This is a genomic window from Lutibacter oceani (assembly GCF_003384935.1).
GTDB classification, from domain to species: Bacteria; Bacteroidota; Bacteroidia; order Flavobacteriales; family Flavobacteriaceae; genus Lutibacter; species Lutibacter oceani.
This window is the reverse complement of record NZ_QTTQ01000010.1, coordinates 1-15,741: the sequence shown is the minus strand read 5'-3', so window position 1 is coordinate 15,741 and position 15,741 is coordinate 1. Positions and strand designations below refer to the sequence as shown.

The following is a 15,741-nucleotide window of genomic DNA, read 5'->3' as shown; positions in this document are numbered from 1 at the left end:
AATTATTTTAAGTATTTAAACATTACATAATGATCTCCAACAAATTTAATATCAAATTTTTCTCCAAAAGTTTGTAAACCTTGCTTTTCGTAAAAATTTACGGCAATTACACGTGCATTGCACCATAAACAATCGATGTTTAATTCATTTAAAATTTCAAATGCTTTCTGCATCATTAATTTTCCTGCACCAAAACCTTGAAATTTTTCTAAAGTTGCCATACCTCTTAATTGGTATTGCGTACCTTTAAAATTTTCATTTTCAGCTTTCATATAACTAGAAACAGCAATTAATTTATTGTTTTTAAATGCTCCAATATGAAAAGTATTTTCATCAAAATCACCTTTAAATTCATAAGGTAAAGGGATATTTTTTCTTAAAACTTCTAACCTTACATTATAGGTTTCAGTTGGTTTTATTTTTTTAACTTCTATCATTTTTTATTGAATATAATACTGCTGGGTTAGCATCATAATTAATTTTTTTTACAAACTTAAAATTACACTTTTTTAACACCTTTATTGATGCTTTATTTTCTAAATAGGCTCTGCCAAAAATTTCGTTTATATTAAGTTTAGAAAATCCATATTTTACAGAAGCTTCAGCGGCTTCAGTTGCATACCCTTTACCCCATTCATTTTGGTAAAATCGAAATCCCAAATCAATTTCGTTAATAGCAGTTTCAAGTTTTAGGCCACACCAACCCAAAAACGCGTCAGTTTCTTTTAAGCAAACTGCCCAACGACCAAATCCATGTGCTTTATAATCCGGATAATTAATAATAAAATCAGTTGCTTCTTTTAATGAGCAAAATGCTGAATTCCCTGTATATTTTATAACCTCTGGATTATTATTTAAATGATAAAAATGAAAACCATCTGAAGGAATAAATTCTCTTAAATATAAGCGCTTTGTTTCTAAAATAATTTTCATAATAATTAACAATCCTTTGCTAATTTACATTAAAAAGGAAAAAAATAAAATTATTTTATTTTTTTAAGAATAGTATTGGACTCTTTTTTTAAGAAGTAGAAAATGAAGAAAATTTCATTTATTTAATCATTGTTATACTACGCTTGTCGAAGTGTATATTTATAACTTTTAATAAACTAAATAAAATATCTTTGACAGGCTTAAACTTACAGAAAAATGAATATAACAAAATTCTCAAAGTATAAAAAAACCGAAGCTAACTTCGGTTTTTTTTTAAAAATAATTATAATCTTTATTTATCTTGAATAGTTAGGGGCTTCTTTAGTTATTGTAACATCATGCGGATGACTTTCTCTCATTCCAGCTGATGTTATTTTAACAAATTTAGCTTCTTTTTGAGTTGGAATATCTTTAGCACCACAATACCCCATACCGGCACGTAAACCACCAATAAACTGAACCATTGTTTCGTTTAATTCACCTTTATAAGGAACTCTACCCACAATTCCTTCAGGAACTAATTTTTTAATATCATCTTCAACATCTTGAAAATAACGATCTTTCGAACCATGTTTCATTGCCTCAACAGAGCCCATTCCTCTATAAGATTTAAATTTTCTACCTTCAAAAATAATAGTTTCTCCTGGAGATTCTTTTGTTCCAGCCAATAGTGAACCTAACATAACAGTATCTGCTCCGGCAGCAATTGCTTTTGGAATATCTCCAGTATATCTAATACCACCATCTGCAATTACTGGTACACCAGTTCCTTTTATTGCATTTGCCACATCTATAATAGCAGTTAATTGAGGAAAACCAACACCTGCAACAACACGTGTAGTACAAATTGACCCTGGGCCAATTCCAACTTTAACAGCATCAGCGCCTGCTTCCACTAAATATTTTGCAGCATCACCAGTTGCAATATTTCCAACAATAACATCGGTACCAGGAAATTTACTTTTTACTTCTTTTAAAACAGTAACAACTCCTTTTGTATGTCCATGAGCTGTATCAATAATTAAAGCGTCTACTCCGGCATTAATAAGTGCTTCAGCTCTTTCAACTGCATCACTAGTTACACCAATTGCAGCTGCAACTCTTAACCGTCCATACGTATCTTTATTAGCATTCGGATTTTCACTTACTTTAATTATATCTCTAAATGTAATTAATCCAACCAACTTGTAATTTTTATCAACTACGGGTAATTTTTCAATTTTATTACTTTGTAATATTAATTCAGCCTGTTTTAAAGATGTTCCTTCTGATACTGTTACTAAATCTTTTGAAGTCATTACTTCTTCAATTTTACGCTCGTTATTTCCTTCAAAACGCAAATCTCTATTGGTTACAATTCCTATTAAAATTCCTTTTTCATTTATAACAGGGATTCCACCAATACCATATTCTCGCATTATGCTTTTAGCTGTAGAAACTGTTTCATCTTTAGTAATAGTAACTGGTTCTAAAATCATTCCAGACTCTGAACGTTTCACTTTCTTTACTTCAATAGCTTGTTTTTCAATAGTCATATTTTTATGCAACACACCTATTCCTCCTTCACGTGCCATAGCAATAGCCATTTCCGATTCAGTAACTGTATCCATTGCAGCTGAAACAATTGGAACATTTAAAGTAATGTTTTTTGAAAATTTTGTTTGAATACTAACTTCGCGTGGTAATATCTCTGAAAATGCGGGAATTAGTAATACGTCGTCGTAGGTTAAACCTTCACCTACAAATTTTGATGAGTCTGAAATCATAATGCAATCAACTTAGAAATTAATTGCGAGCAAATTTACACTTTTTAATTTAATAAGCCGAATTTATTTATTTCTTAACTTTTTGATAAAATAATATTTGGTAAAGAATTGAAATTGTAGCAGCTACAAAACTAAAAGTCATAAAAAACCCTGACAGAATTACAATATATTTAAACCAAGTAACACCTTTCCATAACAAATAGATACCTCCAAAGGTTAAAATTATTGAAAAAAATGGTTCAATCATTAAAAAATATTTTAGCTTTTTATTGATTGAAGTTGTTGCTAATATTATGGCGATTAAAAAAAATATTACAGATAATGAAAGTATATGGTTGTGTACAACTGTTAATAGCTCTCCTTCACTTTTTTTAAATTTCATAATTTCGGCATTCTCATCTTCTTCATTTCCTAAATAATGAGTTTCAATTCCTGAAGAACTCATTGAAGTTGTATTTCTTACAAAACTCAATCCACCATAAAAACCAATACTTAGTACAATAATAAACGCAACTATAATTAGTTTTATTTCTTTTGGAAAATGATGTATTAGGCCGTGAATTTGCATTATAATAATTGTTTGTTATATAAAATATTAATTGTTTTTAGCAATTTATTTACTTCATTTGTCATTGATTTTGCAGAAATTGTTGCTCCTGAAATAGCTGCAATATCTTTTTGATACGTTAATTCTTGATTCGCTGTTTTACCTCTAAACTGTTTTAACCATCGTTTACTTCCAACTTCTCCTCCGTGATCTTCCCTATATACTAAGATTTTGACTTTTGATACGATAAGATTTTTGTCAAAAATCACAATAAAATCAAAATAATCTGCTTTTCCATAAGCTTGTCCGTAATAATAATATCCCAACAAATTATTTTCATCATTAATTTTAAAAAAGTTTGAATCAGTAATTTTTATTGGAAGTGATTCATTTATTTCAAAAGGAATTGTAATTATTTCCTTTTGAAAAGTTTCAACTTCAAAAACTGTTTTAATTTCTTTAGTTATCAATGCTTCTACTCTTTTTGAAACGGTGAAACTTGAAAAAATAAAAACTATAATTAAAATAAATGTTACTTGCTTCATATTTTGAAAATGTAATATTACTTAATTTTTTAATATTTAAAGAGGCTCTGTAAAAATTTATGGCTATTAAATAATTTGAGCCTCTTTTCAATACTAATTTTTAAAACCAAATTGCAACACCTGCATTAAATTGCTTAGAAGTATCACTTCCTGAAACTGCATTATTCATTAATTGATAATCTATTTTAAAAGCCGCTCCTTCTGCTACTTTATAGTTAAATCCAAAAATCAACTCGTTACGATCATAGGCATCATTTGCTTCTAAATTCCCCTGAGTTTCTGCTTGTGTATTGTGTTTTTCATATCGTAAAAAAGGTGTTAATTTTTCTACTCCTTTTAAATCAAAATTATAGGCTATCTCACCATATAAACCATTCATTTTTGAACCTAAGTCCTTTCCTGTTAAAGCATTATACTCTTCCGTACCAGATAAACTAGTTGTAATATATTGCCCTCTTAATTCCAGGTTATTGAATTTATAACGTGCATCTAAACCAATCATAGAAACACCAACCGTACTAGCTGAAATAGAACTATCATCTGTTTGAGTTTTACCAAAATAACCAGAAACTCCCAAACGAAGACCTAATATTCCGTAATAATCTAATTTTGCAGAGAAATTAGGTGAATTAACTACAGATTCTGCACCTTTTTGACGTCCTTTTCTTAATCCGTCAGAACCTCTTAAAACTCCTTCTCCTCCAGCAAAAGATTTAAATCCATTAAACAAATAAGCCTGATATTTTAAAGATGCATTATCAATATTACCTGAAATACCAACTCCTAATTCTCTCCAAGTAGTTGGAACTATATATTTATCTACGTTTGGACGTTCCACACCATAATAAGTTGTTGGTTCGTGAAATTCATTAATAATACCCATTGGTACCAACATTAATCCTGCTAAAACATTTAAATTTTCGTTTGCTTTATATTTTACAAATGCCTGTTCAACATACACTTCTTTTACATGTTCGTATTCTATTTCAGTTAAAAAACTTACTTTTTCATTAAAATTATAACCAAATAATATCACTAATCTATGAACATCAATATTCCCTGCTTTCGAACCATCTGGTTCGTTATAATCAATTTGGCCATATCCACCAATTGTAATCGATTTTCCTAAGTTAGTACTTAATATTCTGCTTGCTGAATTTTGATATGTATCACCTGAATTTCCCTGTGAATATCCAATACTACTCACTAATATTGCTACAAATAGTAATTTTAAATTTCTCATTTTTTAACTTATTTTTATTTAGACTTGTTTTAAATAACACTGCAAATGTATGTAACTACCGTTACATAACAAAGCCTTATTTAGAATAATTATAAATAGTATGACATATGTCATAATTTTTAAAAAAGTACAAAATTATTAAGCTGAAAATGTGATAATTAAAATTGCTCAAATACTTTTAATGCTTCATTATATGCGCTTTCAAAACTCATAGCATTAATATTTGTTGAAGCTTTTTGTTGATTAAAATAAGTAATGAGTTTTTCCGTTGGCATATTTCCCGTAAGTTCATCCTTTGCCATAGGGCAACCACCATAACCCTTAATTGCACCATCAAAACGATTACAACCAGCTTTGTATGCTGCATCTACTTTTTCGAACCAAGTTGTTGGTGTGGTATGTAAATGTGCACCAAATTCAATAGTAGAGTAAATGGGAATTAAATTTGAAAAAAGGTATTTAATAATTTCGGGTGTTGAACTGCCAATAGTATCAGATAATGATAAAATTTTAACACCCATTTTAGCCAATTTCTCTGTCCATGCTGCAACAATTTCTACATTCCAAGGATCTCCATAAGGATTACCGAAACCCATTGATAAATAAGCAACCACTTCTTTATTCGTTTTAGCTGAAATATTTAAAATTTCATTTAATATGTTAATCGATTCGGAAATAGTTTTACCCGTATTTCGCATTTGAAAGTTTTCTGAAATAGAAAAAGGATAACCTAAATAATCAATTTCTTCAAATTTTGAAGCATCTTCCGCACCACGAATATTAGCAACAATTGCCAATAATTTACTTTCAGTTTTTGTAAGATCTAATTTAGAAAGTACGTCTGCAGTATCTCTCATTTGAGGAATTGCTTTTGGAGATACAAAACTGCCAAAATCAATAGTATCAAAACCCACTCTTAATAATGCATTTATATATTGTGCCTTAGCTTTTGTAGGAATAAAATGCGATTTTATTCCTTGCATTGCATCACGCGGGCATTCTATGAGTTTTACCTTATTCATATAGCTTCAAATATACAAATAGAATTAGGAATATAATAGCTTCATTTTAATTGAAGAATTAAAATATTTAATACTAAAATTCTTGTAATATTTATTTAAATTTAGAAAAATTAATTTTACTAAAAACACCAATTATCTATAATTAAATCATGATTCAAAAAGTATCTGAAAATACTGAAATAAAAACTGTTGAAAAATTGGCTTATAAAATTTGGAATGCCCACTATGTCCCAATAATTGGTCAAAATCAGGTAGATTTTATGCTTGAAAAATTTCAAAATTTTAATGCTATAAGTTCACAAATAAAAAATGGTTACGAATATTTTTTAATTTCTGATAACAAAAAAGCTATTGGATATTTATGTTTACTTTCAGATAATGCAACAAAAAAAATGATGATAAGTAAAATTTATATTGATCAAAACGCTAGAGGTGCTGGATTTGGTAAACAATTAATTGATTTTACTAAAAATTTAGCGCATGAAAGAAATATTAAAACTATTTGGCTAACCGTAAATAAATACAATACTAATTCTATAAAATGGTATCAAAAATTAAACTTTAAAATTACTGAAGAAAAAATAATGGATATTGGAAATGGTTACGTTATGGACGATTTTGTTATGGAATTACAACTTGATTAACTTAATTGTTTTAATACAGCCTTATTTATTTTTTTAACCAATGCAGGACCTTCATAAATAAAGCCTGTGTAAATTTGCACTAAATCTGCTCCAGCTTTCATTTTTTCCAGTGCATCTGCTGCAGTATGTATTCCTCCAACTCCAATTATTGGAAAAGATTTATTGGATTTTTCTGCCAAATATTTAATCACCTTTGTACTTCTATCACTAATAGGTTTACCGCTTAAACCTCCGTTTCCTATTGCCTCTAATTGCTCTTTTGAAGCAATTAAACCTTCTCTGTTAACCGAAGTATTTGAAGCAATTACACCATCAATTTTTGTTTCAGCAACTATTTCAATAACTTCATCTAATTGAATATTGTTTAAATCCGGTGCAATTTTTAATAAAATTGGCTTTTGTTTAGAAAATGTTTTATTTGAATTTTGAACTGCAGTAATTAATTCAATCAAATAATCTTTATCTGTTAATTTTGCGTGACTTCCAACATTAGGACAACTTACATTTAGCACAAAATAATCTACATAAGGATGCAATGCAACAAAACACGCTAAATAATCCTTTGTATAATTTTCAGGCATTGTATCGGTATTTTTACCAATATTCCCGCCAATAATAACTTTTCCTTTATTCTTTTTCAATTTTTCAATTGCAACTTCTAAACCTCCATTGTTAAACCCCATTCTATTTATTAAACCCTTATCCGATTTTAAGCGAAAAATACGTTTTTTAGGATTTCCTTCCTGAGCTTTTGGAGTTACTGTACCAATTTCAATAAAACCAAAACCAAAATTGGCCAATTCATTGTATAAAACTGCATTTTTATCGAATCCTGCAGCTAAACCAACTGGATTTTTAAATGTTAATCCAAATAAATTACGCTCCAGTTTTTTATCATTTATTTGAAATAAACTTCTGAAAATAAATGGAATCCCAGGAATTTTTGAAAGTATTTTAATTAATGAAAATGTAAAATGATGAATTTTTTCTGGATCAAAAAGAAAAAATAATGGGCGGATAACACTTTTGTACATAGAATTATGTTTGTGCAAAATTATAAAAAAGTTATGATTTATGTATTATAAAATATAAGAAGTTAAAAACACTTCAACAAGTTCAGTGTAACTTGGGTGTTTGAATAATTAATCACAACTCTTTTACCAGTCTGAGCCTTTCGAAGACTTTACAAGTCCGCAAAAAAAAAATTACGTTGCAACAAACCAAGTGTACCAAAAAAAAGCCTTTAGATTAATATCTAAAGGCTTTTAAATTGTTTTTTAAAATTAACGCAATGTAGCGCCTACATTCTTTTCAAATGTTTGTTGCAATTTTTGCATTATTTTATCAATTTGCTTTTCTTCTAAAGTTTTGTTCTCATCTTGCAACAAGAAACTAACTGCATAAGATTTTTTCCCTTCTTCTAATTTTTCACCTTCATATACATCAAATAAATCAACTTCTTTTAATAAGTTTTTCTCAGCCTGAAAAGCTAAATTATATATCTCATTAAATGTTACTTCACTATCTAATAACAATGCAAAATCTCTTTTAACAGCTGGGAATTTTGGTAAATTAGAAACATTAATTGAAGTCTTTCCACCAACTTTAAGTAAATTTTCCCAATTAAAATCAGCAAACAAAACTTCTTGTTTTATACCAAACTCTTTATTAATTGAGCGTTTAATAACACCCAAATCAACCAATTTAATTTTCCCTAAACTCAATGTAATTCCTTCCGAAAATACATCGTTTTTAGTTGGAGTTGTTTTTAGTTTTTTAATTCCTAAACGTTGTAATAATGCAACTGCTACTCCTTTCAAATAAAAGAAATCTGATTTTTTTTGAGTAACATTCCAACGCTCTTTTGTTCTGTTTCCTGATACAAATAAAGTTAAATGTTTTTGTTCTGAATATCCACTTTCAAACTTATGATACGTTTTTCCAAATTCAAAGAATTTTAACGCATTATTCTTTCTGTTAATATTATAAATAACAGATTCTAACCCACTGAATAACAACGACTGGCGCATTACTCCCAAATCGTTACTTAAAGGGTTTAACATGGCTACATTATTTTCTTCACTCAACATATCTGTTAATGAAACATAACTAGCTTTTGTTAAAGAATTTGCCATTGTTTCATTAAAACCTTGTGAAACCAATTGGTTAGAAAGAATGTTTTCAATTTTTACATCATTAAATTCTGAAAAAGAAATAGACGTATTTAATTTATGAGAAAACTCAACATTATTAAAACCATATACTCGTAAAATTTCTTCAATTACATCAGCTTCTCTTGTTACATCAACTCTATAAGCAGGAATTGTTAATCCAATTCCGCCGTCGGTTACACTATTAAACTTAATATCTAACGATGCTAAAATGTTTTTAACAGTTTCTCTAGGAATTTCAGCTCCAATTAATCGGTCCATTTTTTCAAAACTCAAAAACACCTGATTAGCTTCAATTTTTGTTGGATAATTGTCAATTACTTCGGAAGAAACTTTACCTCCAGCTACTTCTAATATTAAAAGTACAGCTCTTTTTAACGCGTATTCAGTAATATTTGGATCAATTCCTCTTTCAAATCTAAAGGAAGCATCTGTATTTAAAGCGTGCCTTTTTGCCGTTTTACGAACCGCAACTGGATTAAAATAAGCACTTTCTAAAAATATTGAAGTTGTATTTTCTGTTACACCAGAAGTTAAACCGCCAAAAACACCGGCAATACACATTGGCTCCTCATTACCATTACAAATCATTAAATCCTCTTCATGTAATTCACGTTCAACTTCATCAAGTGTTGTAAACTTAGTTCCGGTTGGTAATGTTTTTACAATAACTTTATTTCCTTTTACTTTTGAAGCGTCAAAGGCATGTAAAGGCTGACCTAATTCATGTAACACATAATTAGTAACATCAACAATATTATTTATAGGTTTTAAACCTATTGCTTTTAACCTGTTTTGAATCCATTCTGGAGAATCTTTAACAGTAATATCCGATATGGTAACCCCAGCATATCTAGGTGCTTTTTCAACATCATCAACTACCACTTCAAACCTTAAGCTTCTATCATCCACATGAAAATCGGTTACTGAAGGCGAAATTAATTCTAAAGAAATATCATTTTGAATAAGTCCTGCACGTAGATCTCTAGCAGTACCATAATGACTCATTGCATCGGCACGGTTGGGTGTTAAGCCAATTTCAAAAACCTCATCTTTTTCAATATTAAAAACTTTTGCTGCAGGAGTTCCTGCTTTTAAAGTTTCATCCAATACCATAATACCATCGTGACTGCTTCCCAATCCAAGTTCATCTTCGGCGCAAATCATACCATGACTTTCTTCACCTCTAATTTTACCTTTTTTTATTTTAAAACCTTCACTTTTATCATCATACAATGTAGTTCCAATAGTTGCAACAGGCACTGTTTGCCCAGCAGCTACATTTGGAGCTCCACAAACAATTTGAACTGGTTCTCCATTTCCTAAATCAACAGTAGTTACTTTTAATCTATCAGCGTTTGGATGTTGTACACAAGTTAAAACCTTCCCAATTACAATTCCTTCCAAGCTTCCTTTTATAGATTCTACCGTTTCAATTCCTTCAACTTCTAGTCCTAAATCGGTTAACAATTCTCCTGTTTTTTTAGCCTCCCAATCAACCTTTAAAAACTGTTTTAACCAATTGTATGATATTTTCATCTTAGTTTATATTTTTTAAACGAAATGCAAAGATAATCAATAGAAGTTGAAAGTTAAAAGTTTGCACCTAAAAGTTGACATTGGTTTTTTGTATTTAAAAACTACTTCTTCTGTTTTCAGCTATCTAATTTCACATTAAAAAAATCCTTATTTTTGCAGCAATGAATAAGATAAACAACGATACTATAATTGCATTGGCAACTTCAGCAGGTGTTGGAGCAATTGCGGTTATACGACTGTCAGGGAAAAATGCTATTGAAATTGTAAATAAACATTTCAAGTCTAAATTTGGAAATAAAGATTTAACTAAAGTAAAATCTCATACAATTCATTTAGGTAATATTGTTGAAAATGAGCGAATTATAGATGAAGTTTTAATTTCTATATTTAAAAATCCACATTCCTATACTGGTGAAAATGTTGTTGAAATAAACTGCCATGGTTCCGTGTATATTCAACAAGAAATTTTACAACTTTTTATTAAAAATGGTGTAAGAAATGCAAATGCTGGAGAATTTACATTGCGTGCTTTTTTAAACGGAAGAATGGATTTAAGTCAGGCTGAAGCTGTCGCAGATTTAATTGCATCAAATTCTGCAGCATCGCACCAAGTTGCATTGCAACAAATGCGAGGTGGGTTTAGTACAGAAATTGAAAATTTACGTCAGCAGTTATTGAATTTTGCTAGTTTAATTGAATTAGAATTAGATTTTGCTGAAGAAGATGTTGAATTTGCAGACAGAACCGAATTTAAAAATTTGATTGAAAAAATAAGTGTCGTTTTAAAACGATTGATTGATTCTTTTGCTTTAGGAAATGTATTAAAAAATGGTATTCCGGTTGCTATTGTTGGAGAACCAAACGTTGGAAAATCTACCTTATTAAATGCACTTTTAAATGAAGAGAAAGCTATTGTAAGCCATATTGCAGGAACAACAAGAGATGCAATTGAAGACGAAATAAATATTGAAGGTGTTGCATATCGTTTTATTGATACTGCCGGAATTAGGCATACCAAAGATTTTGTTGAAAGCATTGGAATTAAAAAAACATACGAAAATATTGAAAAGGCACAATTAGTATTGCATTTAATTGATGCTTCTAAAATTGAATTACTTCAAGGAAAAATTTCCGAATTAGAAGAAAAATATCCTACAAAAAAAATACTGACCATTGTAAATAAGGCAGATTTGCTTTCAAATGAAGAAATTCAAAAATTAAAATCACAATTTGAAAACCTAATTATACTTTCAGCCAAAGAAAAAACTGGTATTCATGAGTTAACCACTACCCTTACTCAATTAGCCAATAAAGGTGCTTTAAGTAATAACGAAACTATTGTTAGTAATTCTCGCCATTTTGAAGCCTTAAATAATGCGTATAACTCCATAAAAGAAGTTCAAAAAGGTATTGATTTAAATATTAGTACCGATCTTTTTGCTATTGATATTCGTCAAGCATTACATTATTTAGGTGAAATTACCGGAGAAGTTACTACTGAAGATTTATTAGGTAATATTTTCGCTAATTTCTGTATCGGCAAATAATTTCCATAATTTTACATAAAAAACTACCCAAAAGCCCATAGTTATCAACACTTTTTTTACGGTTTTGAAATTTTCAATTTTGTAAATTTATGTACCGTTTTGATTAAAAATGTACCTTTATTGTACCTCATTTGAGGTTTTCAACAAAGGAGAAATAGGGTTATGAAGTAATGACACATCCAGAAACATTATGACATTTGAGCAAACAAGATGACTTTCTTAAAAATCAGAATACAGAACACATCCTGAAACACAATTTCTTCATAATTAATGAGTAAAAACAACATAAAATCTCTAAAATAAAAAATTATGAAAATTTCTAAAAATTGTATCTACTGTGGCAAGGAGTTTGTTGCTCATAGACTTACTACAAAATATTGTAGTCCAGATTGCAATAAAAAACATTATAAAATACGCATAAAAAAAGGGGAAATATCAGAAAGTCAACAAAACGAAAAAGCTATCAAAGAGAGCATATATAAACAACAATATTTATTAAATAACAAAGCGCACTTATCTATTAAAGAAACTTGTGAACTTTTAGGTTTAAGTAGATCTACAATTTACAGACTTATCAAAGATCAAAAGTTAAAAGTATTAAAAATAGGTGCAAGAATTATTATTCATAGATCGGATATAGAAGATATGATTAAAAGCCATTCAAAAACTTATATACCGGATCAAGTTGAAAACATAAAAGCTAATTTTAATATAAATAATTATTATTATATTGGTGAAATAATAAATTTATATGGCATTAGTGAAAAAGGTCTTTATTCACTTTTAATCAATCATTTAGTAGATAAAGTCCAAATTGGAAGTTATACATATGTTCTTAAAACTGATATAAAAAAGTTACTAGGAAACCCAGAAAATTTATAATAACGATATGGCTAATGTAACCTTACGACATAAAAAAATAGCGAATGGTAAATCAAGTTTGTATTTAGACTACTTTCCTCCTATTATTAGTCCTAAAACTGGAAAAGAAACCAGAAGAGAATTTTTAAAATTAACCGTTTTTGACAAACCAACTTCACTAATAGATAAAGAACATAACAAAACTACCGTAGAGTTTGCACAATTAATTAGAGCAAAAAGACTGGTTCAAATTAGAAATAGAGAATTTGGGTTTAAAGAAAATGTGGACATCAATATTAATTTTGTTGAGTACTACGAAAAAATTGTGTTGGAGTATTTTAACAAAGGCACCAATAATTACCTAAACTGGAATGCTTCCTTTCAATATTTTAAAAAATTTGTTGGAAAAACTATCAGCTCTAGAAACCTTTCCATAGAAATGGTTAAAAAATATCGTGAATTTTTACTAACTACAAATACTATAAAATCTTCAAAAAGAAAATTAGCTCAAAATACGGCTGCATCCTATTACAAACATTTCATAAATATTTTAAAGAGAGCTTATAAAGAACAAATTATTTCAATTGACCTTGCTCAACATGCTGACTACATAAAACAAGAACAAACATTTAGAGAGTATTTAACAGAGAAAGAGTTGGAAAAATTATGGAATACTGATATAAAAAAGCCACAAATAAAAAGAGCTGCATTATTTTCGGCATTGACAGGGTTGAGATTTGTAGAAATTTATAATTTGACTTGGGAAATGATTTTTGTAGACAAACATCAAGGACATTATATTCAACTAAAAGAACAAAAGACAGGAAATATTCAAAATCAACCTATTTCCGATATTGCCATAAGTATTTTAAAAAAAGAATTGACAACCAGTGGAAAAATATTTACTTCACTAAAATATTATGAAGTAGCAAAAACCGTTAAAAAATGGGTGCAAGATGCCGGAATACATAAAAAAATAAGTTTTCACAATTTTAGACATAGCTATGCAACGCTGCAACTAGCTAATAGTACGGACATTTATACTGTTTCCAAATTATTAGGCCATAAAAATGTAGCTACAACTCAGATTTATGCAAAAGTTATAGACAAAACTAAAATTGAAGCCGCAAATAGAATAAATTTAGATCTACATGGATTATCAGATTAATTATACCAAAACATACGATAAAATCTTCCAAGAAAGAGAAGTGTTTTTTAAAGACCAGTTGATTTTAGCAAAACAACTAAACCAAACATTCAATTATACTAGCAATTCCTTATTAACTATTTCTAATGAGTTATTAACTTCAAAACTGAACTACTTTATGGATGATCCATATCTTGAAGTAATGGTTTTATTTAACAACAGACATTCAATTTATGAGGACGATCAAATTAACAATATAATAGAATATAGTATTAAACCATTTATTGCTGGTTTTGAAAATAATTCTACTTATAATTTAATTGAAATTATATCTAAAATAGCCGAACTTGATGCTATAAAAGAAACGTCCAGAATTTTAAAAAATAATTATGATCTTTATAATTTGATGTTTCAGCTAAATAATTTTACGAAATTTGAACTGATAGATTATCACACAAATTTGGAAACTTTACCTCTTTTTGAAAAATTACATAGGAAAATTTATCCACCTTCAAAAGGTGAAAAAATAAAAATTAGTAACAATAATAATATTGAAGATTTATTTTTAAATGTTAAAGAAGTAGCTGAATTGACAAATTACGCCGCTGCAACTATTTACGATTTAAAACATAAAGGAAAGATACCTTTCTATAAAAATGGAGCAAAACTGCAATTCAAAAAATCAGAAATTATTGAGTGGATGGAAAAAGGAAAAGGAACTACTAAAGATGATTTAGAAAGAAAAGCAAACGAATATTTATTAAAAAATAGCTAAAAATTGAATTTACACGTCTAATTAACGTCTAATTAGACGTTAAAATAAAAACTATGGAAACAGGAAATTATATATGTCATTTGTGTGAAAAGGAATATGAACCAACTAAAAGAGGTCGTCAGAAATTTTGTTCATCAAAATGCAGAAAAAAATACAACTATCATAAAAATAGAGTATCAAGTGATAAATCAGTTGCAACTGAAACAATATCAAAACCTTCAAAGTTAAAAGTAGATGAAATGAGTTTTGCTGGTGTTGGGAATGCTGCAACTGGAACCCTATTAGCTGATGGACTAAAAGAAATAGTAAAAGCATTTCAACCAGAAGAAAATAAACCTGTAACTAAAAAAGATTTTCAAGAACTTAAAACCTTATTTAAAAAAAATAGATATTGTTTAATCCAAAATATGGAAAGAAGATATGATGGAGCTCTACCCTATTTCGATATGGCAACAAATACAATCGTATATTTTTCAGATCCGAATTATAGCAATCCTACACATAATATTATTTAATAAAAAAAATTAACAATATTGGAATGTTTTAATTTTTCTAAATTTAATTAAAACCTACTCTAAAGAATATCTAGATAATAATTAGTTGAGGAGTTACTAATAATCACAAAGGCTAAAGACCTTACCTGCAAACCTTTGATTTTACAATAATGATAATTATCATTTAAAAATTCGATTTTACTTCTTAAATTTGAGTGTTAACCTTAATATTTAAAAATTGCTAAACAATAATGAGATTTTATTAAAAATTAAGATGTGCTAAATTTTAGCATCTTTTTTTATGCAATTAATTTAGGTTGATAAAAATTGATAAAACATATTGAAAACTACCTTTATCCCGTTAATTTGATGGGGATAAACGTATATTTTATAAGGATATAACAAGTTGGCATTAATAGTGCCAGAGGAAAATTTTAGTTCTATTGAAAAATGATTAGCATTCTATTATAATTTGTAATTTTTAAGATAAATCTAGTTAAGATCCTT

15 protein-coding genes are annotated in these 15,741 nt (G+C 28.5%); 6 read left to right on the top strand and 9 right to left on the bottom strand.

All coding sequences use genetic code 11. From position 1 onward, the window contains the following. Nucleotides 1–2 precede the first annotated feature (2 nt). The 7 genes from BX611_RS05570 to BX611_RS05540 all read right to left on the bottom strand — a co-directional run bounded on the left by BX611_RS05570 (nt 3) and on the right by BX611_RS05540 (nt 6,056). Nucleotides 3–437 carry a GNAT family N-acetyltransferase gene (locus BX611_RS05570; protein ID WP_115879041.1) on the bottom strand — a complete coding sequence of 145 codons (435 nt, stop codon included), beginning with the start codon at nt 435–437 and terminating at the stop codon, nt 3–5. Continuing rightward, nucleotides 424–933, bottom strand: a complete 510-nt coding sequence (locus BX611_RS05565; protein ID WP_115879039.1) for a GNAT family N-acetyltransferase — start codon at nt 931–933, stop codon at nt 424–426. Before BX611_RS05565 ends, BX611_RS05570 begins: the two co-directional genes overlap by 14 nt. Before the next feature lie 296 nt (nt 934–1,229). Continuing rightward, nucleotides 1,230–2,699 carry an IMP dehydrogenase gene (gene guaB / locus BX611_RS05560; RefSeq protein WP_115879037.1) on the bottom strand — a complete coding sequence of 490 codons (1,470 nt, stop codon included), beginning with the start codon at nt 2,697–2,699 and terminating at the stop codon, nt 1,230–1,232. 67 nt (nt 2,700–2,766) lie between these two features. Continuing rightward, complete coding sequence (locus tag BX611_RS05555) at nt 2,767–3,267, bottom strand: hypothetical protein (RefSeq protein WP_115879035.1); 501 nt, start codon at nt 3,265–3,267, stop codon at nt 2,767–2,769. Further along, nucleotides 3,267–3,791, bottom strand: a complete 525-nt coding sequence (locus BX611_RS05550) for an FMN-binding protein (RefSeq protein ID WP_115879033.1) — start codon at nt 3,789–3,791, stop codon at nt 3,267–3,269. The genes BX611_RS05555 and BX611_RS05550 overlap by 1 nt, the downstream gene beginning before the upstream one ends. Nucleotides 3,792–3,891: 100 nt before the next feature. Beyond that, nucleotides 3,892–5,034: a hypothetical protein gene (locus BX611_RS05545; protein ID WP_115879031.1), complete on the bottom strand. Its 1,143-nt coding sequence runs from the start codon at nt 5,032–5,034 to the stop codon at nt 3,892–3,894. A 158-nt stretch (nt 5,035–5,192) separates the two neighbouring features. After that, nucleotides 5,193–6,056, bottom strand: coding sequence for a hydroxymethylglutaryl-CoA lyase (locus tag BX611_RS05540; RefSeq protein WP_115879029.1), 864 nt, complete (start codon nt 6,054–6,056; stop codon nt 5,193–5,195). Between the two features lie 149 nt (nt 6,057–6,205). Between BX611_RS05540 and BX611_RS05535 the strand changes: the two genes are divergently transcribed. Beyond that, entirely contained in the window at nt 6,206–6,700 is a 495-nt protein-coding gene (locus tag BX611_RS05535; RefSeq protein WP_115879027.1) for a GNAT family N-acetyltransferase, read from the top strand. On the opposite strand, the gene BX611_RS05530 is transcribed toward BX611_RS05535, so the two are convergent. Beyond that, complete coding sequence (locus BX611_RS05530) at nt 6,697–7,734, bottom strand: quinone-dependent dihydroorotate dehydrogenase (RefSeq protein ID WP_115879024.1); 1,038 nt, start codon at nt 7,732–7,734, stop codon at nt 6,697–6,699. The two genes, BX611_RS05535 and BX611_RS05530, sit on opposite strands and share 4 nt — an antisense overlap. A gap of 249 nt (nt 7,735–7,983) precedes the next feature. Then, nucleotides 7,984–10,410 (bottom strand): phenylalanine--tRNA ligase subunit beta, encoded by a 2,427-nt coding sequence (gene pheT, locus BX611_RS05525; protein WP_115879022.1) that lies wholly within the window; start codon nt 10,408–10,410, stop codon nt 7,984–7,986. A 161-nt stretch (nt 10,411–10,571) separates the two neighbouring features. Between pheT and mnmE the strand changes: the two genes are divergently transcribed. From mnmE to BX611_RS05500, 5 genes are all read left to right on the top strand, one after another. Continuing rightward, nucleotides 10,572–11,957 (top strand): tRNA uridine-5-carboxymethylaminomethyl(34) synthesis GTPase MnmE, encoded by a 1,386-nt coding sequence (gene mnmE / locus BX611_RS05520; RefSeq protein ID WP_115879020.1) that lies wholly within the window; start codon nt 10,572–10,574, stop codon nt 11,955–11,957. Between the two features lie 309 nt (nt 11,958–12,266). Further along, nucleotides 12,267–12,839 carry a helix-turn-helix domain-containing protein gene (locus BX611_RS05515; protein ID WP_115879018.1) on the top strand — a complete coding sequence of 191 codons (573 nt, stop codon included), beginning with the start codon at nt 12,267–12,269 and terminating at the stop codon, nt 12,837–12,839. Nucleotides 12,840–12,846: 7 nt separating this feature from the next. Continuing rightward, complete coding sequence (locus BX611_RS05510) at nt 12,847–13,986, top strand: tyrosine-type recombinase/integrase (RefSeq protein WP_115879016.1); 1,140 nt, start codon at nt 12,847–12,849, stop codon at nt 13,984–13,986. Further along, a complete protein-coding gene (locus tag BX611_RS05505) occupies nt 13,970–14,740 on the top strand; it encodes a helix-turn-helix domain-containing protein (protein WP_115879014.1) in 771 nt (256 codons plus the stop codon). The genes BX611_RS05510 and BX611_RS05505 overlap by 17 nt, the downstream gene beginning before the upstream one ends. Nucleotides 14,741–14,793: 53 nt before the next feature. Further along, the gene (locus BX611_RS05500; protein WP_115879012.1) at nt 14,794–15,255 is read left to right on the top strand and encodes a hypothetical protein; all 462 of its coding nucleotides are present in this window, start codon (nt 14,794–14,796) and stop codon (nt 15,253–15,255) included. The last annotated feature ends 486 nt before the right edge of the window (nt 15,256–15,741 follow it).

Bases quoted from the DNA above. Each gene is read 5' to 3' on its own strand.
- BX611_RS05570 (WP_115879041.1), bottom strand. From the start codon at position 437: ATGATAGAAGTTAAAAAAATAAAACCAACTGAAACCTATAATGTAAGG.
- BX611_RS05565 (WP_115879039.1), bottom strand. From the start codon at position 933: ATGAAAATTATTTTAGAAACAAAGCGCTTATATTTAAGAGAATTTATT.
- guaB (WP_115879037.1), bottom strand. From the start codon at position 2,699: ATGATTTCAGACTCATCAAAATTTGTAGGTGAAGGTTTAACCTACGAC.
- BX611_RS05555 (WP_115879035.1), bottom strand. From the start codon at position 3,267: ATGCAAATTCACGGCCTAATACATCATTTTCCAAAAGAAATAAAACTA.
- BX611_RS05550 (WP_115879033.1), bottom strand. From the start codon at position 3,791: ATGAAGCAAGTAACATTTATTTTAATTATAGTTTTTATTTTTTCAAGT.
- BX611_RS05545 (WP_115879031.1), bottom strand. From the start codon at position 5,034: ATGAGAAATTTAAAATTACTATTTGTAGCAATATTAGTGAGTAGTATT.
- BX611_RS05540 (WP_115879029.1), bottom strand. From the start codon at position 6,056: ATGAATAAGGTAAAACTCATAGAATGCCCGCGTGATGCAATGCAAGGA.
- BX611_RS05535 (WP_115879027.1), top strand. From the start codon at position 6,206: ATGATTCAAAAAGTATCTGAAAATACTGAAATAAAAACTGTTGAAAAA.
- BX611_RS05530 (WP_115879024.1), bottom strand. From the start codon at position 7,734: ATGTACAAAAGTGTTATCCGCCCATTATTTTTTCTTTTTGATCCAGAA.
- pheT (WP_115879022.1), bottom strand. From the start codon at position 10,410: ATGAAAATATCATACAATTGGTTAAAACAGTTTTTAAAGGTTGATTGG.
- mnmE (WP_115879020.1), top strand. From the start codon at position 10,572: ATGAATAAGATAAACAACGATACTATAATTGCATTGGCAACTTCAGCA.
- BX611_RS05515 (WP_115879018.1), top strand. From the start codon at position 12,267: ATGAAAATTTCTAAAAATTGTATCTACTGTGGCAAGGAGTTTGTTGCT.
- BX611_RS05510 (WP_115879016.1), top strand. From the start codon at position 12,847: ATGGCTAATGTAACCTTACGACATAAAAAAATAGCGAATGGTAAATCA.
- BX611_RS05505 (WP_115879014.1), top strand. From the start codon at position 13,970: ATGGATTATCAGATTAATTATACCAAAACATACGATAAAATCTTCCAA.
- BX611_RS05500 (WP_115879012.1), top strand. From the start codon at position 14,794: ATGGAAACAGGAAATTATATATGTCATTTGTGTGAAAAGGAATATGAA.